25 protein-coding genes, 1 tRNA gene and 2 pseudogenes are annotated in these 26,333 nt (G+C 57.0%); 14 read left to right on the top strand and 14 right to left on the bottom strand.

Features of this window, described 5'->3' with window-relative positions:
* Positions 1-64: 64 nt before the first annotated feature.
* Positions 65-1,108 (top strand): lipoyl synthase, encoded by a 1,044-nt coding sequence (lipA, locus tag QPL96_RS14040; protein WP_303287943.1) that lies wholly within the window; start codon positions 65-67, stop codon positions 1,106-1,108.
* An 8-nt stretch (positions 1,109-1,116) separates the two neighbouring features.
* On the top strand, positions 1,117-2,337 hold the full coding sequence (locus QPL96_RS14045; protein ID WP_303287944.1) for a methyl-accepting chemotaxis protein: 1,221 nt from the start codon (positions 1,117-1,119) through the stop codon (positions 2,335-2,337).
* 206 nt (positions 2,338-2,543) lie between these two features.
* Here QPL96_RS14045 and QPL96_RS14050 read toward each other — a convergent pair whose 3' ends face one another.
* On the bottom strand, positions 2,544-2,996 hold the full coding sequence (locus QPL96_RS14050) for a Spy/CpxP family protein refolding chaperone (protein WP_303287945.1): 453 nt from the start codon (positions 2,994-2,996) through the stop codon (positions 2,544-2,546).
* A 242-nt stretch (positions 2,997-3,238) separates the two neighbouring features.
* Between QPL96_RS14050 and ylqF the strand changes: the two genes are divergently transcribed.
* From ylqF to fnr, 3 genes are all read left to right on the top strand, one after another.
* Positions 3,239-4,099 (top strand): ribosome biogenesis GTPase YlqF, encoded by an 861-nt coding sequence (ylqF, locus tag QPL96_RS14055; protein WP_303287946.1) that lies wholly within the window; start codon positions 3,239-3,241, stop codon positions 4,097-4,099.
* 111 nt (positions 4,100-4,210) lie between these two features.
* On the top strand, positions 4,211-5,419 hold the full coding sequence (gene fabB, locus QPL96_RS14060; protein ID WP_303287947.1) for a beta-ketoacyl-ACP synthase I: 1,209 nt from the start codon (positions 4,211-4,213) through the stop codon (positions 5,417-5,419).
* A 139-nt stretch (positions 5,420-5,558) separates the two neighbouring features.
* Complete coding sequence (gene fnr, locus QPL96_RS14065; RefSeq protein ID WP_303287948.1) at positions 5,559-6,308, top strand: fumarate/nitrate reduction transcriptional regulator Fnr; 750 nt, start codon at positions 5,559-5,561, stop codon at positions 6,306-6,308.
* 29 nt (positions 6,309-6,337) lie between these two features.
* On the opposite strand, the gene QPL96_RS14070 is transcribed toward fnr, so the two are convergent.
* Positions 6,338-7,216 (bottom strand): sugar nucleotide-binding protein, encoded by an 879-nt coding sequence (locus tag QPL96_RS14070; RefSeq protein WP_303287949.1) that lies wholly within the window; start codon positions 7,214-7,216, stop codon positions 6,338-6,340.
* 149 nt (positions 7,217-7,365) lie between these two features.
* Here QPL96_RS14070 and QPL96_RS14075 point away from each other — a divergent pair, with 149 nt between their 5' ends.
* Entirely contained in the window at positions 7,366-7,722 is a 357-nt protein-coding gene (locus tag QPL96_RS14075) for a hypothetical protein (RefSeq protein WP_303287950.1), read from the top strand.
* 17 nt (positions 7,723-7,739) lie between these two features.
* On the opposite strand, the gene alr is transcribed toward QPL96_RS14075, so the two are convergent.
* The 8 genes from alr to rnr form a co-directional block, all read right to left on the bottom strand.
* Entirely contained in the window at positions 7,740-8,816 is a 1,077-nt protein-coding gene (gene alr / locus QPL96_RS14080) for an alanine racemase (RefSeq protein ID WP_303287951.1), read from the bottom strand.
* On the bottom strand, positions 8,816-10,222 hold the full coding sequence (gene dnaB, locus QPL96_RS14085; protein ID WP_303287952.1) for a replicative DNA helicase: 1,407 nt from the start codon (positions 10,220-10,222) through the stop codon (positions 8,816-8,818). Before dnaB ends, alr begins: the two co-directional genes overlap by 1 nt.
* Before the next feature lie 233 nt (positions 10,223-10,455).
* Positions 10,456-10,902, bottom strand: coding sequence for a 50S ribosomal protein L9 (gene rplI / locus QPL96_RS14090; protein ID WP_303287953.1), 447 nt, complete (start codon positions 10,900-10,902; stop codon positions 10,456-10,458).
* A 20-nt stretch (positions 10,903-10,922) separates the two neighbouring features.
* Positions 10,923-11,789 (bottom strand): hypothetical protein, encoded by an 867-nt coding sequence (locus QPL96_RS14095; protein ID WP_303287954.1) that lies wholly within the window; start codon positions 11,787-11,789, stop codon positions 10,923-10,925.
* Positions 11,790-11,815: 26 nt separating this feature from the next.
* Positions 11,816-12,046 carry a 30S ribosomal protein S18 gene (gene rpsR / locus QPL96_RS14100; RefSeq protein ID WP_007154918.1) on the bottom strand — a complete coding sequence of 77 codons (231 nt, stop codon included), beginning with the start codon at positions 12,044-12,046 and terminating at the stop codon, positions 11,816-11,818.
* Between the two features lie 25 nt (positions 12,047-12,071).
* Positions 12,072-12,488 carry a 30S ribosomal protein S6 gene (gene rpsF, locus QPL96_RS14105; protein ID WP_303287955.1) on the bottom strand — a complete coding sequence of 139 codons (417 nt, stop codon included), beginning with the start codon at positions 12,486-12,488 and terminating at the stop codon, positions 12,072-12,074.
* Positions 12,489-12,734: 246 nt separating this feature from the next.
* Complete coding sequence (gene rlmB, locus QPL96_RS14110) at positions 12,735-13,472, bottom strand: 23S rRNA (guanosine(2251)-2'-O)-methyltransferase RlmB (protein ID WP_303287956.1); 738 nt, start codon at positions 13,470-13,472, stop codon at positions 12,735-12,737.
* A gap of 15 nt (positions 13,473-13,487) precedes the next feature.
* Positions 13,488-16,064, bottom strand: coding sequence for a ribonuclease R (gene rnr, locus QPL96_RS14115; protein ID WP_303287957.1), 2,577 nt, complete (start codon positions 16,062-16,064; stop codon positions 13,488-13,490).
* Positions 16,065-16,320: 256 nt separating this feature from the next.
* Here rnr and QPL96_RS14120 point away from each other — a divergent pair.
* Positions 16,321-16,407, top strand: a tRNA-Leu gene (locus QPL96_RS14120).
* A 477-nt stretch (positions 16,408-16,884) separates the two neighbouring features.
* Here the strand turns inward: QPL96_RS14120 and QPL96_RS14125 are convergent.
* The 4 genes from QPL96_RS14125 to QPL96_RS14140 all read right to left on the bottom strand — a co-directional run bounded on the left by QPL96_RS14125 (position 16,885) and on the right by QPL96_RS14140 (position 19,313).
* A complete protein-coding gene (locus tag QPL96_RS14125) occupies positions 16,885-17,184 on the bottom strand; it encodes a DNA-binding transcriptional regulator (protein WP_303287958.1) in 300 nt (99 codons plus the stop codon).
* Positions 17,185-17,195: 11 nt separating this feature from the next.
* A complete protein-coding gene (locus tag QPL96_RS14130; RefSeq protein WP_339752904.1) occupies positions 17,196-17,492 on the bottom strand; it encodes a hypothetical protein in 297 nt (98 codons plus the stop codon).
* Between the two features lie 995 nt (positions 17,493-18,487).
* Complete coding sequence (locus QPL96_RS14135) at positions 18,488-18,991, bottom strand: hypothetical protein (protein WP_303287959.1); 504 nt, start codon at positions 18,989-18,991, stop codon at positions 18,488-18,490.
* A gap of 1 nt (position 18,992) precedes the next feature.
* Positions 18,993-19,313, bottom strand: a complete 321-nt coding sequence (locus QPL96_RS14140; protein ID WP_303287960.1) for a hypothetical protein — start codon at positions 19,311-19,313, stop codon at positions 18,993-18,995.
* A 519-nt stretch (positions 19,314-19,832) separates the two neighbouring features.
* Between QPL96_RS14140 and QPL96_RS14145 the strand changes: the two genes are divergently transcribed.
* The 7 genes and pseudogenes from QPL96_RS14145 to QPL96_RS14175 form a co-directional block, all read left to right on the top strand.
* Positions 19,833-23,699: an ABC transporter permease gene (locus QPL96_RS14145; protein WP_303287961.1), complete on the top strand. Its 3,867-nt coding sequence runs from the start codon at positions 19,833-19,835 to the stop codon at positions 23,697-23,699.
* Positions 23,700-23,716: 17 nt separating this feature from the next.
* Entirely contained in the window at positions 23,717-24,745 is a 1,029-nt protein-coding gene (locus tag QPL96_RS14150) for a hypothetical protein (protein ID WP_303287962.1), read from the top strand.
* A gap of 174 nt (positions 24,746-24,919) precedes the next feature.
* Positions 24,920-25,258, top strand: a complete 339-nt coding sequence (locus QPL96_RS14155) for a hypothetical protein (RefSeq protein ID WP_303287963.1) — start codon at positions 24,920-24,922, stop codon at positions 25,256-25,258.
* Positions 25,225-25,371: pseudogene (locus tag QPL96_RS14160) on the top strand (transposase); the annotation flags it as partial. The gene QPL96_RS14155 and the pseudogene QPL96_RS14160, both read left to right, overlap by 34 nt.
* A gap of 105 nt (positions 25,372-25,476) precedes the next feature.
* Positions 25,477-25,656: a type II toxin-antitoxin system RelE/ParE family toxin gene (locus QPL96_RS14165; protein WP_339752930.1), complete on the top strand. Its 180-nt coding sequence runs from the start codon at positions 25,477-25,479 to the stop codon at positions 25,654-25,656.
* Positions 25,657-25,666: 10 nt separating this feature from the next.
* Positions 25,667-25,981 carry a HigA family addiction module antitoxin gene (locus QPL96_RS14170; RefSeq protein ID WP_303287964.1) on the top strand — a complete coding sequence of 105 codons (315 nt, stop codon included), beginning with the start codon at positions 25,667-25,669 and terminating at the stop codon, positions 25,979-25,981.
* Positions 25,982-26,074: 93 nt separating this feature from the next.
* Positions 26,075-26,290 (top strand): annotated as a pseudogene (locus QPL96_RS14175) (IS66 family transposase); the annotation flags it as partial.
* Positions 26,291-26,333: the final 43 nt, after the last annotated feature.

The raw sequence follows: 26,333 nt of genomic DNA on the forward strand, positions 1-26,333 counted from the left end.
GTAACTCCCCCGCCAGCCCATTACCCTTTAGTGTCCCCCAAGTCTTCACAAGAGTCCGGTTGCAATGAGCGACAGCGCAAAGCCCCGCATTACCAGTGGTTCCAAATTCCGCAACGAGCATGGTTTTTCGGCCATCAAGGATGGCGTCAAGCGGTCATCAAAGCAGGAAGCCACACCGGTGGAGCGCAAGCCGAAATGGCTGAGGGCACGCATGCCCGGAGGCGAGCGCTATGAGGCGGTTCGCAAGAACGTGAGCGAGCACCGCCTGAGCACCGTTTGCCAGGAATCCCATTGCCCCAACATCGGCGAGTGCTGGACCGCCGGCACTGCCACCATCATGGTGATGGGATCGGTATGTACCCGGGCCTGCAAATTCTGCGCGGTGGACACTGGCAACCCGAAAGGTTGGCTGGATGCGGAAGAACCGGAAAATACCGCCAGGTCGGTGGAACTGATGGGCCTTCGCTACATCGTGCTCACCTCAGTGGACCGAGACGATCTGGACGACGGTGGTGCCGCGCACTATGCCGCCTGCGTATCCGCCATCAAGCAGCGCACCCCGGAAGTGGCGGTGGAAGCCCTGACTCCGGATTTTGACGCGGTGATGTCGGATGTTGAGAAAGTGGTGGATTCCGGGCTGGATGTCTTCGCCCAGAATGTGGAAACCGTGAAACGCCTGACCAGCCACGTGCGGGACCCGCGCGCCGGATATGAGAAAACCCTGAGCGTACTGGAACACGCCAAGAAGCACCGTCCGGATGTGCTTACCAAGACCAGCCTGATGCTGGGCCTGGGCGAAACCGAGGAAGAAATCCTGGAAACCATGGACGACCTGCGGGCCATTGGCGTGGATATCCTGACTCTCGGCCAGTACCTTCGTCCCACCCCGAACCACCTGCCGGTGGAACGCTATGTCACGCCCGAAGAGTTCAACCGCTACCGCGAGATTGGTCTGGAGAAAGGCTTCATGGAAGTGCCGTCCGGCCCCATGGTCCGCTCCAGTTACCGTGCCGATAGAGTCTTCGATAAAAACAATCTTGGTCTCGCCGTACAGGAAGTCCCCCAGACCGCCAACGCCATGCTGATTCCGGTGAAGGCCATCGACTGAGAACGCCCATGCTCAAACTGCTGCGAAATGCCCGGTTGAAGTACAAATTCTGGTTGCTGAACATTGTCGTTTTTGCAGTGCTTTGCCTGCTGGCACTCTATGCCATGCACACCATTGCAGGACAAACCGGCAAAGCCCTGAATGACGTATTTGCCGAAACGGCGCCGGGGTTCGCGCTGATGGTCGCGGTTCTCATGGTGCTCGAAATGGCCGCCTCCCAGCTACTGATCTCCTTTATAGAGCGCCATGTGAATCGCCTGAAAAACACCATGGTGGAGGTACAGGCCTCTGGCAACCTGAGCCAACGGGCCGATGTGGATTCCACTGACGAAATCGGTGAAATGGCCAGCGCCTTCAATGCCATGCAGGACCGTACCCTGGGCGTTGTAAGGAGCATGAAGGAAGCCATTGATCGCCTGCACAGCGAAGCCCGGGAACTGACCGCAACTGCCGGCGCCCGCCGGGACGATCTGAGCCGCCAGCAGGCAGACGCCGACCGCTCCGCAGAGATCATCGGAACCATGCTGCAGAGCTTCACGGGCATTGCCAAACAGGCGGGGATCGCCAAAACCCTTTCCCACGAGGCCCGGGACGCCGCCCGTGACGGCAGCAAGCGTGTCGGACAGAGCGCAGACAGCATCCGCAAGCTGGCCGATGTGGTACGCAATTCCGCCAGCAGTGTCGATGCCCTGGCCGAGAACAGTCACGAAATCAGCCACGCCATTACCGAGATCCGGGGCATTGCCGAGCAGACCAACCTGCTGGCTCTGAATGCCGCCATCGAGGCGGCCCGGGCCGGTGAACAGGGCCGCGGGTTCGCGGTAGTTGCCGACGAAGTGCGCAACCTGGCACAGCGGGTTCAGGACTCCACCGATCAGATTCAGGGCACCATCGACCGGTTGCTCAATGCCATGAGTACCGCCGTGAACCGGATGACCGGCAGCTCCGAGGATGCCAGCCGCTGCGTCGAGGAATCCGAGGAAGGCCTCCGCGCCCTTGAGGCCATCAACGCGGTGGTCGGCCGGATTGATCAGAGCAATCAGGAGATCGCCAATGTGTCCGCTGAACAGACCGCCGGCACCGACGATGTCCTGGCCAATGTTCAGGGTATCCGCGAAACCACCCAGAACATGGTGACCCAGCTTGCCGAGAGCGCCGAAATGGGCAAGCGCCTGAAGCGGCTGATCGATTCCCTGGAAGAAGCATCCTCAAAGGTCACGGTTCACTGAGGTTTACAGCACACTCCGCACTCGTTTGAACCGGCAGAGCAGTTGCTCATGAACAACTGGCATGGCTGCCAGAAAATGGTTCGGGTGTTAAGTCTGGTTTCGGCTCCTGACCTTTTTGGCTCCGTAGCTGGCTGGACAGGCACCAAACAAAAAAGGCCACACCCGAAGATGCGACCCTTCTCCCGGACAGCCAGCCGGAAGCTAAATCACTGCATACCCTGGCCCTGCTGTTGCATCATCTGACGCTGCTGCATTTGCTGCTGCATCTGCTGCATGCGCTTATCCAGCTCGTCACGCTGCTCCTGGGTAAACACATTATCTACCTTGGCCTGCATCAGCGTGGACAAGGCCGCAATTTCGCCGGTGACATCGCCCAGTTTTTCGGCGTGCTCGCGAATGGCAGCCTCATCAAAATCGGATTTGATCTCACCCTGCATCTGCTGCTGCAGGGCACGGGCTTCCTGGCGGAGCTCGCCGATTTCGCCCTGCATCTCGTCGATGATGGCGCGGATCTCCGTTTGCTGATCCTCCGACAGGCCCACCATTTGCGCCAGCTGATCAACCTGGTCTGGCTGCCCGCCAGCGGCTTGTTGCGCCATGGCGGGAACCGAAAGGCTTAGGGCGACCAGAGCAGTACCAAACAGTTTTACAAGCTTCATAAAATTCTCCGTTGACAGGGTGGCTACAACCTGAATACCACCGACCTACATTGATTTCGTCATTCAGGCCCTACACCCTAAAACATCCACACTCGGTTTTTCACCCCGATCAGCCCTGTTTTTATACATACTTCTCACTATCCCCCGCCACAAACCGCCACACACGGGCATTCAAACAAATGTGAAAGTTTAGTCATTCCCCTTCATAATGGCGCCGTTTACAGGCAGCCGGAGCAGAAAAGATGGCAATTAACTGGTTTCCAGGGCACATGCACAAGGCCCGCAAGGAAATCAAACAAGTGATGCCGCAGATGGATCTCATCATTGAGGTGGTGGATGCGCGGATTCCTTTCAGCAGCGAAAACCCGCTGGTGCCGGCCCTGCGTGGCGAAACGCCGCTGATCAAGGTATTGAACAAGCGCGACCTGGCAGACCCGGAGATCACCGAGCAGTGGCTGGTCTGGCTCGAGAAAGAGCGTGGGGTGCGTGCCATGACCCTCACTCACAATCAACGCACCGAGGCGTTGTCCATCCTCAAGCTTGCCGAGGAAATGACACCGGATCACGACCGCCAGAAAAGCGCATTGCGGGTAATGATCCTGGGCATTCCCAATGTCGGCAAGTCCACCCTGATCAATACCCTGGCGGGACGGCCCGCGGCCAAAACCGGGAACGAGCCGGCGGTCACAAGGGCGCAGCAGGCCATCAAGCTGCCCGATAACATCCTTCTGTACGACACCCCCGGCTTTCTCTGGCCCAAGCTGTCTCCGGAAGCCTGCGGATACCGCCTGGCGGTCACCGGCGCCATTCGAAGCTCGGTGCTGGATTTCGAGGACGTTGCCATGTTCGAGGCGGACTACCTGCTCGAGGCCTACCCAGAGCTGGTCAAGGCCCGCTACGGTTTTGAGGAGCTGCCGAAAGACGGCCTGGGACTGATGGATGGTATTGCCGCAAAACGTCGGTTTTTCGGTCGCGGTGGCGTTCCGGATCTGCACAAGGTGTCAGAGGTTTTGCTCAACGAATTCAGGGCCGGAACGCTGGGGCGCATCTCCCTGGAAACACCAGAGATGGTTGAGCGTGAAGCCCGGGAGGCAACCGACTAACCGCCCCCTTACCAAGGTCAAATATCGCATTCGGCCCAAAGCGCCTAGACTGTTAAATAACGTAATTGATCGCAGGGTCGGCCATTTCGGCCGGCCGGTTAGGAGGAACTTATGAGACGCGTCGTCGTCACCGGCATGGGCATCGTTTCCTGCCTCGGCAATTCACTGGATGAGGTCACGGACAGCCTGAAAAACGGAAAGTCTGGCATCCGCTTCAACGAAACCTACAAGGAAATGGGCTTCCGCAGCCAGATTGCCGGCTCTGTGGATGTGGACACATCCGTTATCGACCGCAAGATCCGCCGCTTCATGGGCCCTTCCGCCATGTACAGCTACCTCGCCATGGAACAGGCCATTGCCCAGGCGGGCCTTACTGAAGATCTGATCTCCAACGACCGCACCGGGCTGATTGCCGGTTCCGGTGGCGCGTCCTGTTCCAGCCAGGTGGAAGCCACGGATATCATGCGTGAGAAAGGCGTCAAGCGCATCGGGCCTTACATGGTGCCGCGCATCATGACCAGCACGGTGTCAGCCTGCCTGGCCACCGCGTACAGGATCCGGGGCGTAAACTATTCCATGTCCTCTGCCTGTGCCACCAGTGCCCACTGCATTGGCCACGCTATGGAGCAGATCCAGGCCGGTAAGCAGGACATCGTGTTCGCCGGTGGTGGCGAGGAAGAAGACTGGAGCCTGACCATGATGTTCGACGCCATGGGCGCCCTCTCTACCAAATACAACGAAGCCCCGGAAACGGCGTCCCGCCCCTTCGATAGCGGCCGGGACGGGTTCGTGATCGCCGGCGGTGGCGGCATGGTGGTTCTGGAAGAACTGGAACACGCCAAGAGACGGGGCGCCAATATTATTGCCGAGCTGACAGGCTATGGCGCCACCTCTGATGGCTACGACATGGTAGCCCCCTCCGGCGAGGGCGCACAACGCTGTATGAAACAGGCCATGGCCACGATCCGTGGCAAGGTCGACTACATCAACGCCCACGGCACCAGTACCCCGGTAGGCGATGTGGCTGAAATGGGCGCGGTACGTGCCACCTTCGGACCCGACATTCCCGCTATCTCCTCAACCAAGTCACTGTCCGGGCACTCCCTGGGGGCTGCCGGCGTTCAGGAGGCAATTTACTCGCTGCTGATGCTGCAGAATGGCTTCATGGCCGGCACCGCCAACCTGGTCAATATGGACGAGAAAATCCGCGACATTCCACTGGTGGGCCCTGAAGGCCGCGAGGCAGACCTGAGCACCGTGATGTCCAACAGCTTTGGTTTTGGCGGCACCAACGCCTCGCTGGTCTTTGAGAAACTGTAAACCCTCTTGTCAAGGGCCCTCGGGCCCTTATTTTTGTAAAAAAATAATTCTAGGATCATCCCGCTTGATCATTGGCAAAGACAGTCATCCGTATTAAGGTACATTGTTGATATGGATCAAATTGGATGGATCATTACGTATGGCTCAAGCAATTCCGTTTCGCCAGGCATCCCCCCTGAAGGCGTCCTGCCACCAGTGCAGCCTGAGCAACCTGTGTCTGCCCCTGGCCATTGAAGAGAACGATCTGGACAGGCTGGAAGATATTATCCAGCAAGGGCGGATCTTCAATCGCGGCGAGCATATCTTCGACCAGAGCACACCCTTCCGCTCTTGTTTCGCGGTTAAAAGCGGGTCTATCAAGACGTCGATCATTACCGAAGGTGGCGAGGAGCAGGTCACCGGGTTCTTCATGCCCGGTGAGCTGGTCGGCCTCGACAGCATGAGCAGCGAGAACTACGCCTGCACGGCCAGGGCTCTGGAGAGAACCAGCGTGTGCGAGTTTCCGGTGGATAAACTGGAGGAGCTGACCGGCAAACTACCGGATTTACAGCACCACATGTACCACCTGATGAGCCAGGAAATCCAGAACAGTCATCAGCTCGCGATGCTGTTGAGCAAGAACACAGCCGAGGAACGCATTGCCGCCCTGCTGCTGTCGCTGTCCAGCCGATTCCAGCGCCGGCGCATGTCCCCCACCAACTTCAGCCTGCCGATGGCGCGGAACGATATTGCCAACTTCCTCGGGCTGGCTGTAGAGACCGTCAGCCGGGTGTTCACACGCTTCCAGAACCAGGGAATTATCAAGGCCCGAGGCCGGGAAGTGGAACTATTGGACGTGGAGGCCCTGCAGTTGGTTACCCGCGAGTTCTCACGGCAGTCTCACCCCTGAGCTCAGAAAATGCAGAGCCCGCCCGGGAGTTATCCGGCGGGCTCGCCGGTCACTTCCCTGCCATTGGTCTGTTTCAGCATCGACAGCTCATCCACTAATCCGGAGCGCCAGGGCAACTGTTTGATACCGAACGTATTTCGGATCTTGGTGCAGATCAGTGTGGTGTTTACTGGCTCAAGATGCCCCCAGCCGGGCACCTCATCGATCACCCGGGTACCCTCGGGAATGCCCGGAAGCCCGGTGATCGCGAGCCCAAGCTCGTACAGGTTGATTTCCTCGGCACCGGCATACTGATAGGTGCCCCATACTTCAGCACCACAATCGATCTGAAGCACCATTGCCGTTATCACCCGCGCAAGATCACGAACCGCAACGGGCTGGCCGCGGCAACGCCCGGGCAGTGACAGAGTCTCGCCTGCAGCAATACTAGCCTGCACCTTCCGGATGAACCGCGCCAGGCTCCAGCCAGTTCGCAGAATAATGTGTCTCGGCAGCAGGGTACGCAACGCCTGCTCACACTCCCACTGCCAGTTACCCAGCTCGTTTACCGGCTGGCCGGGGTTGGAGGTGATGTAGCCGCTTTGCTTGCGGCCATCAAAGACATAGCATGAGGACAGCTGGAACAGCGCCATACCATGATCATGGGCAAACCCGGCCATGGCTACCGGCAATGAAAATGCCGCCGTGCGGGCTCCCTCGGGATCCTTTTCGGCGACTTCAGGGTTCGCCATCCAGAGCGCATTTATGATCAGGTCGGTATCCTCGGGAATCCAGTTTTCCAGGGCGTCCAGATCTGCATTGGCGGCATCACTGACGAGCAACGGACTGACGTGCAGGTGCGTTTCCCGCAGGCGCTCCAGCAAAATCTTCCCCAAGGGGCCGTAATCGTGAACAACAAGTACATGCACGCGGGTTCAATGCCTCCGGATATCACTGATGTGACGGTAGTCCCGAACCGGTCTGGCCAATGGCTTAGTCTTTCCGGTCCCTACACTAGTGCAGTCTGAATTTAATTCATTGCCATCCCTTTCAAGAGCATACAACAACAGGAACTGTCATGCTGAAGCAACAGAGCCACATTGTGGCGCCCATTCCCGATGAGCTGCGAACCCGTGCCCTGTATACCGTCGGCGAACTTCGCGAACACGGCAGGGCCGACAAGGAAGCGATTGACACACTCTTCAACCTGATCGTGGAGCTGACCGGAGAAGGTCTGGATTTCTTTTTCCTTGAGCCGCTTCGGCGACTGCACGCCAGCAGCATGATGATGGGCATGGCAAAAATAGGGATCAGCAGCATGCTCAAGGGAAGCAAGATGGTTGTTCACAAGGTTCTGAAAAAGCTCGACGCCCGAAGCCTGGCTGCCATTCTCGACTTCATCGAGGAAATTATTCACGAGCCGGAGCAGGCCTGACGGCCAGCCCGGCAAAATCACCGGTATTGTCGCGCAACTCGTGCGGTGATACCGGTCAGAAGCTCGTAGGATATGGTACCTGCGCAGGCAGCCACCTCATCAACTCCCACCGTTCTGCCCCAAAGCTCCACACTGTCCCCTTCTCTGGCCTCCGGTGCTCCGGTCAGATCGACAGCGAGCATGTCCATGGACACCCGGCCAATGAGCCGGATTCGCCGGCCATTGATGGCAGCGGGGGTATTTGTCCCGGCATGTCTTGGGTAGCCATCTCCATAACCGATGGCCACCATACCCATCCGGGTGTCCCGGTCAGCCACCCAGCCGGCACCATAGCCGACGGATTCCCCGGCACGCACAACACGAGTGCTGATTAACGGCGCTTCCAGCGACATGGCCGGTTCAAGGCCAAGCTCCGGGCCGGTCTTGCCAATCACCGGAGAGCCGCCATAAAGCATGATGCCGGGGCGGCTCCAGTCATACAGGGGCTGGTCGGCAAGAAAATGAGCAGCCGAGTTACCAACGCTTTTCATTAATCCGGGCCAGGAAGCAGTTGCCTGCTCAAAGACCGACGTTTGATCGGCCGTCATGGTGTTTTCGGCATCGTCGGCGCAGGCAAAATGGGTCACAAAACCCAGCAGCCTTTCACTGGCCTTCATGGCTTCCAGCCGAATCATCACCCCGGCCAGTTCGCCTGGATGAAACCCTAGCCGGTTCATACCGGTGTTAACCTTCAGCCAGAACGCCGGCAGTTGATCTGATAGCTCCAGCCATTCCAGTTGCTGGACACTGTGAAGTACCGGCTCGAAATCCTGCTGTGCACATTCGGCCAAGTCCTCACCGGCGTGGACACCCTGAAGCAGCACAACCGGCTGTTCCAGCCCATTCGCTCGAATGGCCAAAGCCTCTTTCAGACAGGCTACCGCGAATTTCGGTACCAGGCTATTCAGGGCCGACACCACCGGACCAATGCCATGACCATAGCCGTCAGCCTTTACCACGGCCATCACCTGCGCGCCACCGGCACACCGGCAGGCGGTCTGGTAATTCCGGCGAAGCGCCTCAAGGTCAATCCGGGCGACAGTGCTCCTTGGCATTAATACTCTCCGCCGTAATCGCTGTAATCGCCATGGGCCAGGTCCTCGAATTTGGTGTACTTGCCGATAAACGCCAGGCGAATGGTGCCTATGGGGCCGTTCCGCTGCTTGCCGATGATGATCTCGGCGATACCCTTGTCCGAGGTATCCTCGTTGTACACTTCATCCCGGTATACGAACATGATCACGTCGGCATCCTGCTCAATCGCGCCGGATTCACGCAGATCCGAGTTAACCGGGCGTTTGTTGGGCCGCTGCTCAAGACTCCGGTTGAGCTGGGACAGGGCAACCACAGGGCAGCTCAGTTCCTTTGCAATCCCCTTCAGGGACCGGGATATTTCTGAAATTTCCGCGGTCCGGCCCTCGGTGTTACCAGGCACCCGCATCAGTTGCAGGTAGTCGACCATGATCAGGCCAATCTTGCCGCCGTTCTCGCGGGCGATACGCCGGGCCCGGGAGCGCAGCTCAGTGGGGCTGAGGCCCGGGGTATCATCAATATAAAGCGGTTTGTCCTTAAGCAGGCTGACCGCGGACGTCAGGCGGGGCCAGTCGTCTTCTTCCAGTTTGCCGCCCCGGACCTTGGTCTGGTCGATACGCCCGAGTGAGGAGAGCATGCGCATGGCCAGCGCATCTGCCGGCATCTCCATACTGAACACCAGCACCGGCGTACCGGTGCTGATCAGGGCATTTTCAACAATGTTCATGGCAAAGGTGGTCTTACCCATCGAAGGACGACCGGCCACGATGATCAGATCCGAGGGCTGCATGCCCGAGGTCCGCTCATCCAGATCCTTGAACCCGGTGGTCAAACCGGTGGTTTGCTCACCGGACTCAAACAGCTCCTCGATCCGGCTCAGGGTCTTGGCCAGAATCGGGTTGATGGCCTGGGGCCCGGACCCTTCCTTGACCCGCGCTTCGGCAATCTGGAACACGTTCCGTTCGGCCTCATCCAGAATTTCACTACTGTTCCGGCCCTGAGGGTTGAATGCGGAATCGGAGATTTTGCCGGACACCTCCACCAGCTGGCGCAGGACAGAGCGTTCTCGAACAATATTGGCGTAAGCCTGGATGTTGGCCGCTCCCGGCGTCTTTTCCGCCAGCTCGGCCAGATAGGACAGCCCCCCCGCATCTTCAATATCCCCGGCCCGTTCCAGAAATTCGGCGAGGGTCACCACATCCAGTGGCTCGCTTTCACTGGCCAGGCGCTCCACGGCGCCAAAGATCAGGCGGTGGTCCTGTCGATAGAAATCGGCGGCCGAAATAACCTCGGAGATCTCGTCAAATCGACGGTTGTCGAGCATCAGGCCACCCAATACCGCCTGCTCTGCCTCAACAGAGTGGGGAGGAACCTTGATACGACTGGTTTCGAGATCGGTACTCGCGGGCTTCAGATTGGGCTTGGCCATGAAAACATCTTCAGTTGGACGTCAAAACCACGACAGTTTAAGCGACCTGCCGCTGCAATTTTGAGAGGGTTACCAGACCGTAACAGCATACCAGAAAGAAACAGGCCCGAAAGCCGCAAGATGCGGTTCGGGCCTGTTGGGCTGGCCGGTCGATGCCTTCGAAACGACAGCGCCGGCCACCAGCTTATTACCAAGGCCGGGAAACCCCGGCTCCGTTTTCCGGGGAAAACGGGTTACTCGGCAACAACCGCCAGCTTGATAGTGACTTCGACGTCTGAATGCAACTGAAGCTCAATCTCGTATTCACCGGTCACACGCAGTGGGCCTTCCGGCAAACGAACTTCACTCTTCTCAACGTCGGTGCCACCGGCAGTGATTGCATCGGCAATGTCACGCACACCGACAGAGCCGAACAGCTTGCCTTCTTCACCAGCCTTGGAGCTTATGGTGAAGGAAGCGCCTTCCAGAGCCTCGGCACGGGCCTGTGCAGCAGACAGCTTCTCGGCAGCTGCTTTCTCAAGCTCGGCACGACGCTCCTCGAACGCCTTCAGGTTTGCTTCGGAGGCAGGTACAGCCTTGCCATACGGAAGCAGGAAATTACGACCGTAACCGGCCTTGACCTTTACCTTGTCACCCAGGGAGCCAAGGTTTGCAACTTTCTCGAGCAGAATAACTTCCATCTCGTTAACCTCTTCATGCTTTATTCAGCCGGTCCGGCAGGCTTCATGCGCCCCCGGATATCCAGCCAGCTATCCACAAAAGCCAGAACCACTAACAGAATCATCAGGCTTGGACCCAACAGGACCAGCACTATATAAAACAGCGCCAGCCACTGCCCACTGAGCTTTTTCAAACCAACTATGCCGTGAACCAGCGCCAGGCTCGCCAAAAACAGCGGTGTTCCCGCGGCCCAGGCCAGCAGCATGGCGTTCAGCCCGAGAAACGGACCCACCATCACAGTTACCGCACACACGACCGCAACCGGCGGAGACAGCCTCAGACCATGGAATTCCCTGCGGAATCCATCGGGGTTATAAAGCCCCGCCTGCCAGGACCGCGCCAGCATGGTCATGCCCACACCTGTTGTCAGATAGGTGCCTGCCATGCTCGCGTTCATGGTGTCCCGAATCACTCCCTCAAGGTCATCCCCGAGACTCTTTGCAATTTCGGCGTTGTACTGTTGGTAAAAGCTCACCCCGGTCTGGACCAGGTCATCCAGCAGGCCGGGATAGATCACAGGCAACATCAGGCCTGTGACGATTCCGAGAAAACTCCCCCCGAGAAGGGCCTTCTCCCAGGACTGCGTGGTTCGGATAAGCGCCGCCATCAGCATTACCTGAAGCAGTACCGCCAGAGCCGTCGGGTCCTGCCCGAAAATGCTCCAGCCAAGCGCCGGTAGCAATGCCCAGAGCCCGATACCGAGCCCCTGACTGATGCCGAGCCTGAGAATAACCAGGCCGACAACGGCTGCGCCAATCCAGAACAGCAGGGGTATGGCAGTGGTTACTGCTGCTACCCCGCCCGCCTGCAGGGGACCGCGCATTACATACTGTGCAAGTGCACGCATGGCCCCAAGTCCTGTGTTTCTGTTACTTAGTTATCGTGGCTGTCCGAGTACGGCAGCAGTGCCAGGTAGCGGGCACGCTTGATAGCGGTAGCCAGCTGACGCTGATAACGTGCCTTGGTGCCGGTGATGCGGCTGGGCACGATTTTGCCGGTTTCAGTGATGTAGCCTTTCAGGGTGTCCAGATCCTTGTAATCGATCTCCTTGACACCCTCTGCCGTGAAGCGGCAAAACTTGCGACGCCTGAAAAAACGAGCCATAACTTAACTCCTCAACTCCGGTTAATTACTCTTCTTCGTCCTGGGTTTCAGCACGCTGACGTGGCTCGTCAGCTTCGGCTGAACGACGCGGGCGATCATCGCCGCCACGACGGTCTTCACGGGACTCGGAAGCTTTCATCGGGGACAGGTCTGTGTCAGCACCATCACGGCGCAGGATCATGTCGCGGATGATGGCATCGTTGAAACGGAAGTTGTGAGTCAGCTCGTCCATCGCCGCCTGTGAACATTCAACGTTCATCAGTACGTAGTGAGCCTTGTGAATCTTGTTGATCGGGTAAGCCAGGTGACGACGGCCCCAATCTTCCAGGCGATGTACCTTACCGCCATCTTCGGTGATGACGCTGGTATAACGCTCGATCATCGCGGGCACCTGCTCGCTCTGATCCGGATGTACCATAAAAACGATTTCGTAGTGACGCATGAGTTCTCCCTACGGTTTAAACAGCTTTCTTTTTACCGGCCAGATTGAAAAATTCGCGACCGGCAAACATGAAAGCAAGGAGTTGACAGCCTGGGCTGCCAGTTTCTTTTTGCTTTATCAATAACGCTTTGCGAGAAAGGCTTGATCAAAAGCGAGACTTTGCATTACCAACATTCAGGCAATACAAAACCGCCCCTTAGTAAAGGGGTGAGGTATTCTAGGCGGGTAAGCCGCCGTGTGCAAGGGTTAACCAAGCCGCTGGCGTAACGCCTCGTACAGGCAGACACCCGTAGCCACGGACACGTTCAGGCTATCCACGTGCCCCAGCATCGGGATATTGATCAGTTGATCACAGTGCTCCCGGGTTAAGCGACGCATCCCCTTCCCTTCGGCACCCATTACCAGCGCCACCGGCCCCCTGAAATCGGCCTGGTAAAGCGTTGCACCGGCTTCACCAGCGGTGCCAATCAGCCAGACGCCCTGGTCCTGAAGGCCCCGAAGGAAACGGGCGAGATTGGTGACCCGCACAAAGGGCACCGTCTCTGCGGCACCGCAGGCGACCTTACGGGCTACCGGTGTCAGCGAAGCAGACTTGTCCTTGGGCACAACCACTGCCTGAATACCCACGGCATCGGCGGTGCGCATGCAAGCGCCCAGATTGTGAGGATCGGTGACACCATCAAGCACCAAAAGGAACGGAGGCGTGTCACTGCCCGCCAACTGCGCCAGCAGATCGTCTTCCGTCCACTCCCGGTTTTCACTGACGGCCGCGACAATACCCTGATGCACCCCGGACACCCGCTCGTCGAGCTCCTTGCGGTGCACTACTTTCCAGCGCACACCCAGCGCATCCAGCGCATCGGTAATGCTCCTGACCCGCTTATCCTGCCTGCCGGTCTGAATCCAGACCTGCTGCAAACGTTCAGGCTCGCGCTTGAGAACAGCCTCAACCGCGTGCCAGCCAAACACAAATTCTCCGGACACCGTTTACACTTCCCGTTACTTGCCGGATTTTCGCGGCTTGGCTTTCTTGTCGTCTTTGCCAGCGCCGCCGCCCTTCTTCCCTTTCTTCAGGACAAGTTGTGCAGCGCGCGCAACCAGCTCATCCCTGGCAGAAGGAGTTTCATCGTCATCAAAGACCTCAGGGCCCGGCTTTTTCGGTGACGCCGAAGCCGGACGCTTCCTTGGACGCTTCGGGCCAGGCTCCGCGGGTGACGCGCCTTTCTGGCCAGATTTCGCCCTGCCGGCTGATTTACCGCCCTTACCAGCACCCCGCTTGCCCTTGCCTCGCTCCCCTCTATCAGGGACCTTGAGCGCGTCGCGGTCTGCCTGGCGGTGGACCGGCTCGCTGATCAGCTCCAGGTCTATTTTCCGGTCTTCCATGCCAACCCGAACAACCTTCACACGAACCTCATCACCAAGCCGGAAACTCATGGCCGTGCGCTCACCAATAAGGCGGTGTTTGGCTGAATCGTGGTGAAAAAAGTCGCCACTCAGCGTCGAAACATGCACCAGTCCCTCTATATAAACGCCCGAGAGCTCAACAAAGAAGCCGAAGGGCACCACTGACGCAATGACGCCGTCGAATTCCTCGCCGACATGGTCACTCAGGTACTCACACTTCAGCCAGGCCATGACATCGCGGGTGGCATCGTCGGCACGCCGTTCCGCCATTGAAGTGTGCTCACCCAACTGCTCCATCCGGGCCATATCGTAAGGATACACGGCAAGCTCGGGGTCCGGTTTCGGAGGCGGAACCACATCCTTGGACGACTGCCCACCGTGAATAACCGATTTGATGGCCCGGTGATTGATAAGGTCCGGGTAACGCCGGATCGGCGACGTGAAGTGAGCATAACCCGTATAGCCAAGTCCAAAATGGCCACTCTCTTCAGGACTGTAAACGGCCTGACTCAGTGAACGCAGCATGACCGTCTGGATCACATTGGCATCCGAGCGGTCCTTAATACTGTTCAGCAGTTCCTGGTAGTCCGCAGACGTGGGGTTATCGCCCCCACCCAATTGCAGGCCCAGCTCACCCAGGAACAGTCGAACCGCATTGAGCCGCTCTTCCGAGGGGCCATCATGCACCCGGTAGAGTGCCGGGAGTTTGTGTTTTTTCAGGAATCGCGCCGTTGCGACATTCGCGCACAGCATGCATTCCTCGATGATCTTGTGGGCATCGTTGCGCTGCACCGGCACAATCTCTTCTATCTTCCGGTCGGCGTCAAACACGATCTTGGTTTCGGTGGTTTCGAAATCGATCGCACCACGCTCGGTGCGGGCCTTGCGCAGCAACTGGTAGAGCCCATAAAGATTGTGTAACTGCGGGAGGACATTGGCGTATTGCTCAGACAGCTTGTAGCCCTGCTCGGTGTCCGGGTGTTCCAGCATAGTGCTTACCTTGTTATAGGTAAGCCGCGCATGACTGAACATCACCGCCTGATAGAAGCTGTAACTGCTGATGTTGCCGGCGGCGCTGATGGTCATATCGGCCACCATGCAGAGGCGGTCTACCCCCGGGTTCAGCGAGCAAAGGCCATTGGACAGCTTTTCCGGCAGCATCGGCACCACATGGTCCGGAAAATAAACCGAAGTACTGCGATTGACCGCCTCTTCGTCCAGCGGCGTTCCGGGGCGGACATAGTGGGAAACGTCGGCAATTGCCACCAGCAGACGATAGCCGCCACGGGGCCTTGGTTCGCAATACACGGCGTCATCGAAATCACGGGCCGTTTCGTCGTCGATGGTTACCAGACGGAGGTTTCGGATATCCTTCCGGTTGGCCTTGTCTTTTTCTGCGACCTCTTCCGGAATTTCGGCCGTCTGCTGACCGACAGCGGGTGGCCAGCTATGGGGAATATCGTAGGAACGGATGGCAACGTCGATCTCCATTCCTGGCGCCATGTGTTCTCCAAGGACCTCAACGACCTTGCCCAATGGCTGGGTGCGCACGGTAGGCTGACGGACAATATCCACGACAACATACTGGCCGTGGCGGGCATTGCCGCAATTCTCCTGGGGAATCAGCACCTCGTGATTGATGCGCGCATTCTCCGGAACAACGAAGCTGATGCCACTCTCCTGGAAAAATCGCCCCACGGTCTGACTGGTCCGGTATTCCAGAACATCTACAATCACACCCTCACGCCGACCGCGGTCGTCAACACGATCAACCCGTGCTGCCACCCGGTCACCGTGAAACACCTGGCGCATCTGGCGGGCCGTGAGAAACAGGTCGGAACCGCCGTCGTCCGGCACCAGAAAGCCGAAACCGTCCTTGTGACCGATCACCCGACCGGTAACCAGGTCCGCTTCTTCAATGGGCAGGTAGGCGCCACGGCGATTGCAGATCAGTTGTCCATCCCGGCACATGGCGATCAAACGCCGCCGAAGGGCTTCAATACCCTCCTCCGAAGACTGACCAAGCTCGGAACACAATGTTTCATGTGTTGCGGGAGCCCCGCGATCCTTGAGGTGCGAGAGGATAAATTCCCGGCTTTGAATAGGATTATCGTATTTTTGGGCCTCACGGCTGGCGTGAGGATCCCGGTCGTTTTTCTTCCTGGAAACCATTCGGATCCTTGTCCTGAGGCTGCACCAACGCGGCACAGTTTAGATTCGTTTGCAATGGAGTATAACGTTGGGATGTAGCTCCTGCCTATCAACCTGCCCGGAATAGGCATAAATACCTGACATTCTTTTTGCAAAAAAACGTTTGACAGCCCCGGCGGGAATTATTAAAGTACGCGCCATCGGTTGAGGGACACGCCTCAACGCTGGCAGAAACGTCGGGTTTTCAATAAGCTAACGGCAGTTCTGCAAATCACCTGCCGAGGTGGTGAAATTGGTAGACACGCTAGCTTCAGGTGCTAGTGGGGGCAACCCCGTGGAGGTTCAAGTCCTCTCCTCGGCACCATTCTTCTTGAATGGCCCTCCAAATCATGCAAATTTACCCATACCTATATCCACGTTGCTGAAGATATTGTTTCCTGCCGACAGTTCCCCTGCTGTAGCCACGCAATCCAAATACCACCAGATTCAAGAAAGCTAATCATTTACAGTATCTTAGGAAGACCCAACGCTACCTTCCGCGAAGGCCAGCGGGAAGCCATCGATGCCATCGTCAATCAACGGCGAAAACTGCTAGTGGCCCAGCGTACAGGCCGGGGTAAAAGTTCAGTCTACTTTATCAGCACCAAAATCTTCCGGGATCGAGGACTGGGGCCAACCATCATCGTTTCGCCCCTGCTGCGCAATCAGATCGAATGCGCATCTGGCCTTCTCCTCATCTTCATGATGGTTGACTATCACGCACCATTTTGGCACGTAGATGCCGGTGAGGAGGAGTCCATCCCATTGCTTACAGTGTAGCGCGTCCGACAACAGCCGCTTGTCAACCCCGGAGTTCGAGGTCTTCCCGAATGACTTCGGGGTGGCGAAAAGCAATCTCGATGAGTGCTTTCGCAGGACCAGAGGGTTTACGTCGACCTTGCTCCCATTCCTGCAAAGTACGCGCAGAAATATGCAGTACCTCAGCAAACTCTATCTGGGTCAGGCCTGTTTTACCTCGTGCTTCTGCCACCTCATTAGGCTCTACACGGCTGGTTCGTGCGGCTTTGCCTGCTTTCATTTCTTTGACGGATTGGAGTAGCCTGTTGCCAAGCTCCTCAGCATTCAGAATCTCGTTACTCATTTTCCAATACCTCACGAATCGACTTCAGGATATGAGCGGGTATGTTGCCCCTGACGGCCTTTTGGTAGATCACCAACAACCAGGTCTCGCCATTTGCCAGCTTGGTGAAGTAAATAACTCGCACCCCACCACGCTTCCCCGAACCCGCTACCGACCAACGAACCTTTCTTACACCCGCCGCTACCTGGAATGGGATCGCCAATTTCTGGACTGGCTGCCAGCCAAGCAAAGAAAGCGCTTCGCTCTTCCTCAGTCCAAATTTTTCTGGCATCCGCTTCAAATGTAGGGGTTTCGATGATGGTGAACATGATGACAAATATACGTCATTGACGGAGTTTTGCAAAATTTTTGGAAAGAGTTAATCGACATAGGGAGGCACCTCACAGCACCCCTCCCCCCACACCACCGGGCATACGGATCACGTACCACAGCGGTTCGGTTGATTGAGTTGTTCAACGTTCAACAAGATCCGGAAGCCCTAGCGACGCAAAGTACTGCCTCGGCAAGGCCTGCCTTAAACTCACCCCGCGTTCGCCGGGTGATGCACCGAACGCGATACTTGAACTGCTTGATCGCATCGTCACTCACCTTACGCCGCTTCTCACGACCTCGACGGGTAAACGTGAACCCCAGGAACACTCGCTCCCAGGGGCGACTAACTGTCAGCAGCAGTGCTGTTGAACAAAGGCGGACAGGTCGTCAACGGTCATGCCGTCTATCCCTGCGCTTGCCTGGCACCGTTCGGGCCTTCCCGCTGACATTCACTTCAGGTCTCACCTGCCGAGTAATCCGCGGTACTATGCCCTCTGCTGATATTGCCAGGGACGGCATGTATGCAGGCAATGCAGGAGCAATTACCTGTCTTCTCCTGTGCGGTCGAGGCAATCACTCAGCCCCCAGCGGTTTTCGGCTGCACGCAGCGTCCCAGCGCAGCAGCAGGAGATCTCCCAGGGTAAGACACCAGACTTTCATTACGTAGATGCTGGATTTATAAAACGTCAGCCGTATGCAGATGGAGGGCTTGATGGTCACGTGCCCACTGGCCCCACCGACGTCACACCTCTTATCCAGTTCCTGTTCGTCATCCCGCAATTTTGCGTTGGGCTTCCTCCAGACATTCCCTCGCGGGTTTGCCCTTGCCCTTTCGCTAACCTTCGGCTCTGCGAATACCTGGTATCGGGACTTTCACCCGACAAGTCTGGTGCCATGCCTGGCACACACGCGAAGCTTTGCGGCAATTTTGACGCCGCAAAGCGGTGTCAAAATTGTCCGACAACAGCGTCTTGTTATAACTTTTCCAAGCTTACAAATAGCTGGATAGGGCCTCTCTGAAATCAGATTTTTTGAGAAAGTCAGACTCCATCTTTGCAACTGCTCCATCGCCTGCAACCAGAAACAGAAACGAGGAGCGTTTATTATCTATAAAATAATAAAATTTATGCTTGGAACTAGACCATGTGCCAGACTCACTATTTTTTGAGAACACTTTTTGAAAGGCCGTAACAGCACCATCACAGTCACTTGTGTTGGTTTCGCCCATAACTTTCTGAAAAAATACCTCTGACGTACAGTTACCAGTGTATAAATCGCTATCATTAGCGAACCCGATGTATCTACCACCTGATTCTTCACTATATTTGAATACAAGGGAATCTGCGTCGCCTCCTAAATGGCCAACAACGAACGGGGCTGCTGGTATATTTAGCGTGAATCCCGAGTAAATTATTTTTATATATTGGCTACTGCCCCCTGAAGCTGCATAGCTGGAAAAAATAATGGTTATAAGAAAAACAAGTGCTTTCATCATTTTAAAGTTCCTGAAGAGCCATATCTATTTTTATTCTGAATCGGTTGGCAACTTGCTTCCGGCATGCTTCATAAATTTTGGTATCACCGGACGCTATCCTTATGCCAATTTTCGCTACTTGCTTGACAATGTAACTAATACCGGGAAGACCGTAGGTAGGGCGCGGAACCAAGTCCATTGAAGCTGAGCACGCTTGAGCTTCTTCAAGAGCTTCGTAGACCACTGCCGCTGCATTCTCATTCACCGAATGGGTTTGAGCTGTCCCTTCGCCCCAGAAATAATTAATGACTATAGATACGTATTCTCTATCACTTGAATCCATGCAAATCCCTTTGGGCAAAACCCTTCTGAGTTAAAGTTCTGTATGCCTCCGCACACACTTGAGATGCTACCGGAACATCGTGGGCCAGCCAACAGGGAAAGTCGCGCACAAACCTGCCCAGGAGGGAAAATTCGGCCTGAAAAAGTCGTGCGATGGGGGAGGCAGCTGAATAGTTACTCCTCAGTTACCAGAAATACGACCAGTTGATGAAACGCCAGTTGGCGGCGATCAACGCGGAGATTCGTCGCCGAAAGCAGGAAGGCGAACGTTGAGAGATGCGGTGTGACAGAAACACCGAATGACTCCCAAGCGTGAATGCGGTAGCATTCACTCAGAAAACAGCCAGGAGCAGGAGGCTCCTTGGCGATGGAATCAAAGAGGCACAAGGAGTGTCATCGGATGGTGCATCCAACGTCCCCCCGGCCAGCCCCTTCAAGCCCTCAAGGCAGGCACCGCGCAACAGGACGACTCGAACACAGTTGTCTGGGCGGTAAGCCACCCTGCGTCTGGCACGATCTGATGGTTGAAGTTCATGGCAAGGGCCACCCCACCACCCAATCGCTGGTGGTCTGGGAAAAGGCCGGTGCCGAAGGCACTGAGAACGCCAATCCCCGTTTGCCAGACGGTGAGCTGGACCACACCGGGCTGAACAAGCGTTCATCGACCCTTCAGGTCTGGCCCTGGCTGGATCAGCCGGAGAGCCGTCTGATGATGCGGGTGGATACCCAGGAAGGCCCACCTATCGACCTGCCCCTGGTCGAGACCGTCACCGATACCCAGTGGCAGGATGGCGACAGTGGCCAGCATCACGTCATTCTTCCGGTTGTCCCGTTCGACTATCTGCGTGGCTACAATATAGGGCCGTCTCCCTACTGGCCGGTGCTGGCCCGCACCGGTTACCTGTATCTGTTTCGCCATGACCGGTTGTGGCGCGAACTTCGCGTGGTCTGGGAAGGCAGCGAGCTTCAGTTTTACGATGTACGGCTGGGCGACTACCGCAACGAAGACGGACAGATCACCGCCGATCAACGGCCTCCGGTGGGTGTCGCGCTATCGGACATCTGGGTGCCGTTCCGACTGAACGGTAAAGATCAGGAACTGGAAGTGGCGTTTGCCGAATCGCCCCTCCCGGCAGCTCGCATCAACCGGCTGCAAAGTGACTTCAACCTCCGCTATTACCGCTGCCAGCAGATCAAACGACTGCTGCCGCATCCGATTGCGTTCGACGGTGCCATGATGGGCGTTACACCGAATGACCGCCCGGTGTTCTATCTGGATGAGGCAAAGCCCCAACGCCCAAGAAAACCGGCCACCGAGTGGCAATTCGAGCGCCCCTGGCTGTATCTGGAAAATCTGCCCGGCAGCCATGCGAACAAGGCCTATCGGATGGCCGGGGAGTTGTACGAACAGTTTGAGGCGGGCGAGCGTTCCGGGCCGCTCCAGGAGTTTGAAAAGCCCGAACCTGGTGCCCTGGTCCTGTGCATCCAACAGCGATGCGATGAAGAGGGCAACAATCAGAAAAACCGCTTCTTTGCCAACGAAGACTGGCAGCGCCACCCCTCCGCAAAGGACGTGCTGGAACCCTTGCGCCAACGCGGCGTGTGTGGACTGAAGATTGACGACCGGCTGTACGAGTTGCGCCACCAGGCTCACCGGGTACGCACCGCGCAAACCCTGCTGGCCCTGTGCGGTGAGCGGGCAAGCCAGAGTCCGCATCTGGACAGTGCCAAACTGGTTAGCCAACTTATCCTTCCTTCCAGGCTTCAGGGCGAACCCAACCCCTTGTACGAACACGCCAGTGCCTTACCGGACGAGGGCCGTCATCGAATTGACCGCCTCCTGATGAGCGACGAACGTGCGCTGGGGCGGGAATATCTGGAACGTGCCCAGGACGAACTTCTGCAATGCCTGCGCCGCCAGCCTTACCAACAGGTGCTGGGGGATGTGTTCAGCAGTGAGGGCTTTGACTACGCCGCCGCCTTTCAATTCACCGGGCAGCTCATCAGCCTGGTACTGGAATCCCCGATTAAACAGGACCCCTTGCACCCGGAACAGGGCCAACCCGGCACCGACACGCCCGGTAAGCAATGGCTGCGGGAACTCTGTATCGAACACGAAGCCATCAGCCAAAGCCGGGGCGACGTATCACTGGCCCGGATGCTCTGGCCGCAGGCCGAACCGGGCCAGCAAGAGGCACCGTTTCAGGTGCCCAAAGACGCACCACCCAACCCCGGCGATGGCGTCTTCCGGGGTCAGGCTCTGGCGCAACTGGAAACCGCTGAATTGCCCGACGATTCAGATGGCATTTTGACCCTCGAAGGTCTGCGCCTGGCCGAGCAGATTCGTGCTGGTGCGCTGACCACGCTGATGTTCGCCGGTTTCAGTCAGGGCACCAGTGCTTTGAATGCTGCTCACAATGAAGTCCACAGCGCCATACGCAGCGCCCTGACCGCACTGGAAAACAACGACAGTGAACGCCAGCAGCTCAAAGCGGCTTATCGCCAACTGGAAAAAGAACGCGCCGATCTGCGCCAGCAGCATGAACAGCAAGCCCAACAGGCCTTGAAGGCAGGCAATGACGCTTATCGGGCGGCTCTAAAAGAAGCGCGCCGCGCACAGGCACAACTGGACAAAGTTCAAACCCGAACCGAGGCCCAGTTGGCTCAAACCCAGGCCGCCATCAACGAACGGCTGATGGCCCAGCGGCTGGCCACGATGAGTCACCCGCTGGAAGCCATCCGGCAGTCCATGCCCACCCTGTTACCAGGGCTGCGCCTGATGACCCTGGCCAACGCCATCCAACAGGGCAAATACATCCTGGGGCTGGAAGATTTGTCGGCTGACGGGGAACGGGTCCGTCCCGACACCGAGAATACCGGCCAAACCCGCGTCTGGGTACTGGACCGCGACCGGCCGACCACACAAGCCCTTAGCCGCCTAAGCGAAGCCCAGAACGAACTGATTCTGGCACAAAAGGCCGTCGAACAGGCCACTGCCAACAGCGCCGAGGCGCAGGAACGGCTGGCAGCGGCGCAGCAGCGGTTTGCCGGTATTGGCGACGAACTGGATTCCCTTGGCGGACGGGCCACGACCGTAGCCGCTGCCATTCGGGCCACGGAACAGGCCATGGAACAGCACCAGTCGAAGCTGGACAGCGCAGAGCAGAGCCGCCTGTTCCGGATGTTGAATACGCCGGTCCTGCCCATGGTGGTGCTGGGAATTGAGGTGGTGAATGTTTGGAATTCGATTGGATCTTATTCAGAGATAAAACGACAAAGAGGTTTCTATCGAGCGATGTCTGGAGCGTCTGCCGGAGCGTATAACTCTTCTCTGGCAGCGCTCTTATTAGCGGAGCGCTTCGCCAACGATCATGTAAAAGGCAAGTTAGCGGCTTTTCTTAACCTAGAATTCGATGGTGAAGTGGCTCAAACCATTGCCCGAGCACTGGGCGTTAAAGCAGTGACCATGAAAATGGTGATGGGTGCCGCTGGTGGTCTAGCCGCTACCGGAATCAGCTTGTCCGACACACTCTATGCCCTCAATACGGGTGACCCGGCTGCCTGGGGCTATGGTGTCACCACGGCAAGCGGCGTGTTCATTACTCTGGCAGCTATGGTGCCTGCCCAGGCCACGCTATTAGGATTGGGGCCGCTTGGCTGGATTGGTCTGGCGCTGATGCTGGGAGGCACGGCCTTGGTCATGGTGCTTCAGGACGAGCCCATTGAAAACTGGCTGCGCAACGGCCCCTTTGGCGATCACGATGGTTTGCCTCATTTGCAGGGAGACGACAACGCGGTGGAAGCCTACTACCGTCTGGTGGGCCTGCTGATCAATCTGCGCCTGACTCACCAGCCTGTTCCGCTGCTGCTGAGTGTTGAGGCGAAGGAGATGAAAGCACCTCTTACGCCTGACCTTCGCGCCTTGCAGGATGCGACTCACACCATTCGAGTCGACAGTAACCTGCCGGGGATATTGGGCTCTCCGGGCATCGAAGCTGTGTGCGAAGTGCAACTGTTGAGTCAATCCCGCCGACTGGGGCGGGACTCGGTGCCAATGTCCAAGCGCCCGGTGTCGGATGATTTGCAGCAAGGCAGCATTCTGCACCAGCAGGCCACGCCCACGGGCCACATTCTCTATGTGAAAACACCAGATACCCATCGCACAACGAAACGCCTTTTGGGTATCCCGACCAGTGAGCATGAGATCCGTTACTCCTGGCAGGCTAAGGCACAGTACCGTGTGATCATTGGCGACGAACCCTACGCGTTTCCAGCGCCGGTGCCCAAAGACACGACGCGGTACGATGCGGCCAACGCCGAACATACGGAGCCGGATTTTGAAAACGATGATCAACTCTATTGGGTGAATGGGTTTGCCAAAGCATGATTCAGGACGTATCGAGCATGACCGATAGTTATTACGGCCCACAGGCTTACGACGAGCATGGTGTGCCGAACCAGCAGCGCCAGACCGCTGATCCTGGGCGGTCCTGGTTTAACCGGACGTTTGATATGCGGCTGCCCTGGGGGCTAACAGAGGACGTCGCGCCCCAATCGTTCAGAAAGCGGTTCCGTCCAGAGGTGCTGCGGGAGATCGAATCCAAACCCTCCGGGTTTGAGCATATTGAGTTCCATCAGCGGATTGACCATCAGAAGTATCGACATGCTCCTCCGGCTTTTCGGACCAATTTCTTCAATATTCTCGCAATTTTTGGGAAGGTTATCTTCTTAGGGATGTTTCCCTTTTTCTTTCTGGCGTCTCTTGTGGATCTATACCACACATCATCGAACGTGTCGTTTGCTGAATGGGGACTTCAGATACTGGAAGTGATTCCGTATTTTTTTGGCGTTCCACTTGCTGCGTGGTTTATAGGCGCAGCCCCATTCAAGTTTTTCCCCCGCTGGGCCATCAAGCCCTCCAAAGGCCCCCAGTGGGAACTCAACCGCCGCACCGGTCTGGTCACGCTGTTTCGGTATAACAAAAAAGGGAGCTGGGGCAAAACCGGGCAGCCGGAAGAAGACAGCGCCCCGTTCTACGAGTTCGATGCCTACCTGACCAACGAAATCATTCCGCCCGGCCAGGTAGTGCACACCCTCTACCTGGTCCACCGCTACCGGCCCATCTTGGTTCCGCTGGGCAACCTGATCGGAAAAGTGCGCGGCGAGGAATGTTTTGCCCTGTGGGACCTATTCCAGAACTTCATGGACACCAGCCGCCCCTTGCCGGATATACCGCTATGGGAAGAGTTTCGCCCCAACGATCCAGTCACTGCGGAATACGACAAGAAAACGAACCGACCACCCCGCTACTGGCGGGATATGGACGACGACACCTGGAAGCAGAAAGAAAGCGACATGATGGCCAAGGTGCGGAGCCTGACGACGCCGCACCGGCCCAACCTGATGCGGCGGTATGTGCGGTATGCCCACTAACCACGGGGCTGGGTAACAACCATACGGATCAAACCAAGTCTTAGGGTTATCTGTGAGATGTCACCAGAATCCCGGCCATCCCACATTAGTCGCCGCTGATCCTGCTCACGCTGCTCTTTCACCGAGTCCCGCGAGGTTCCGGCTGATATAATCAACATCCTCCTTGAAGAGTTGGTGCGTCACCGTTTTGAGATTCCCGGCTTCACAGTGCTGTTGCGGCTTGCCAAGGATGCCCGGACCACCGTCAATGAACGTTGTTACCGGTCCATCGTCAGCGAACTCAACGACGAAACAAAGGCACTGGTGAATGACTTGCTGGTATCGCCACCTGGGATCGAAATCAGCGGTTGGCAGCGTCTGAAGCGAGAAGTTCGCAAGCCGACCAACAAAGAGATCCGGTCCTACCTGCAACACCTCAAGTGGCTCAGGGATATCGTTGAGCGATTACCGAGTGTCCAAGCCATTCCCGTGACCAAGCGGTCGACCGCCCGGTGCAGTATGGCCCCCGGTTGAAGGCGCATGCGGTTTATCTGTCGCAGTACCAGCTCTTGCCCTACGAACGCGTCCGCGAGTACTTCGAGGATCAGGTCGGCCTTGCGCTGAGCGCGGGGTCGCTGTTCAACTTCATACCCACTTGAAGGGAAGCCTTACTGGATATGAATAGGTGGGTCGCCTGCGCGGCCTTCAAAGGGCTTGAGCTGTATGATGGGAAACTATCACGTGCAGTTCTTATGGGGCGAAGGGCCGCAAGTCAGTTGAGTGATCTTAAAGTGCCACCCGGCAATATGTTGGAGCCATTGTATGGCGACCGCCAAGGTGAGCACAGCATTCGAATTAACAAGCAATTTCGAGTTTGTTTCCGCTGGACGAAGGCCGGTGCGGAAGATGTCGAAATTGTCGATTATCATTAGGAGGTAACTCATGCGCAACATTAACTCCGTAACGCCTGGCGAGTTGCTGAAAGAAGAGTTTCTTGAGCCGATGGGTATTTCTCAATATCGCCTCGCTAAAGAAATTGGTGTGCCAGCCCAAAGAATAGGTCAGATTATTGCCGGGAAGCGCTCGATAACTGCAGACACAGATCTTCGGCTTTGCCGTTTTTTTGGACTTTCCAATGGCTACTGGTTGCGGGCTCAGGCAGCTTACGACACAGAAATTGCAGAAGATGCCCTTGAAGAGCAGTTAAAGAATATCCGCCCATGGAACTCTGTGCCAGAAATCGGGCATAGGGCATAAAACGCATTGCACGAGACGATGGGCTGCGCCCACGTTCGTGAACCTTTGTCGTTAAGCAACTATTCAGCTCACTTTTTCTCAAAAAGCGCTTGACTGCCGCCGGACAAGGCGGACCGGTGGCGCAAGGTGTACCGGAAATGCCTTGGCCGGGCGGAAAAAGCGTGTCCGCCACCGGATGAAAGCCAACGCCAGGGCCGGCGCGGCCGGCTCAAACGCACGCGCGCCCGCAACCTGCTGGAGCGGCTGCGCGACTATGAGACGGATGTCCTTCGCTTTCTGGACGACCCGGCGATCCCGTTTACCAATAGTTACTTTTTTTATTTAATATCAGTGTTTTATGTTTATGGATGGG

The organism is Marinobacter sp. SS8-8, from assembly GCF_030540945.1.
In the GTDB taxonomy this organism is placed as follows: Bacteria; Pseudomonadota; Gammaproteobacteria; order Pseudomonadales; family Oleiphilaceae; genus Marinobacter.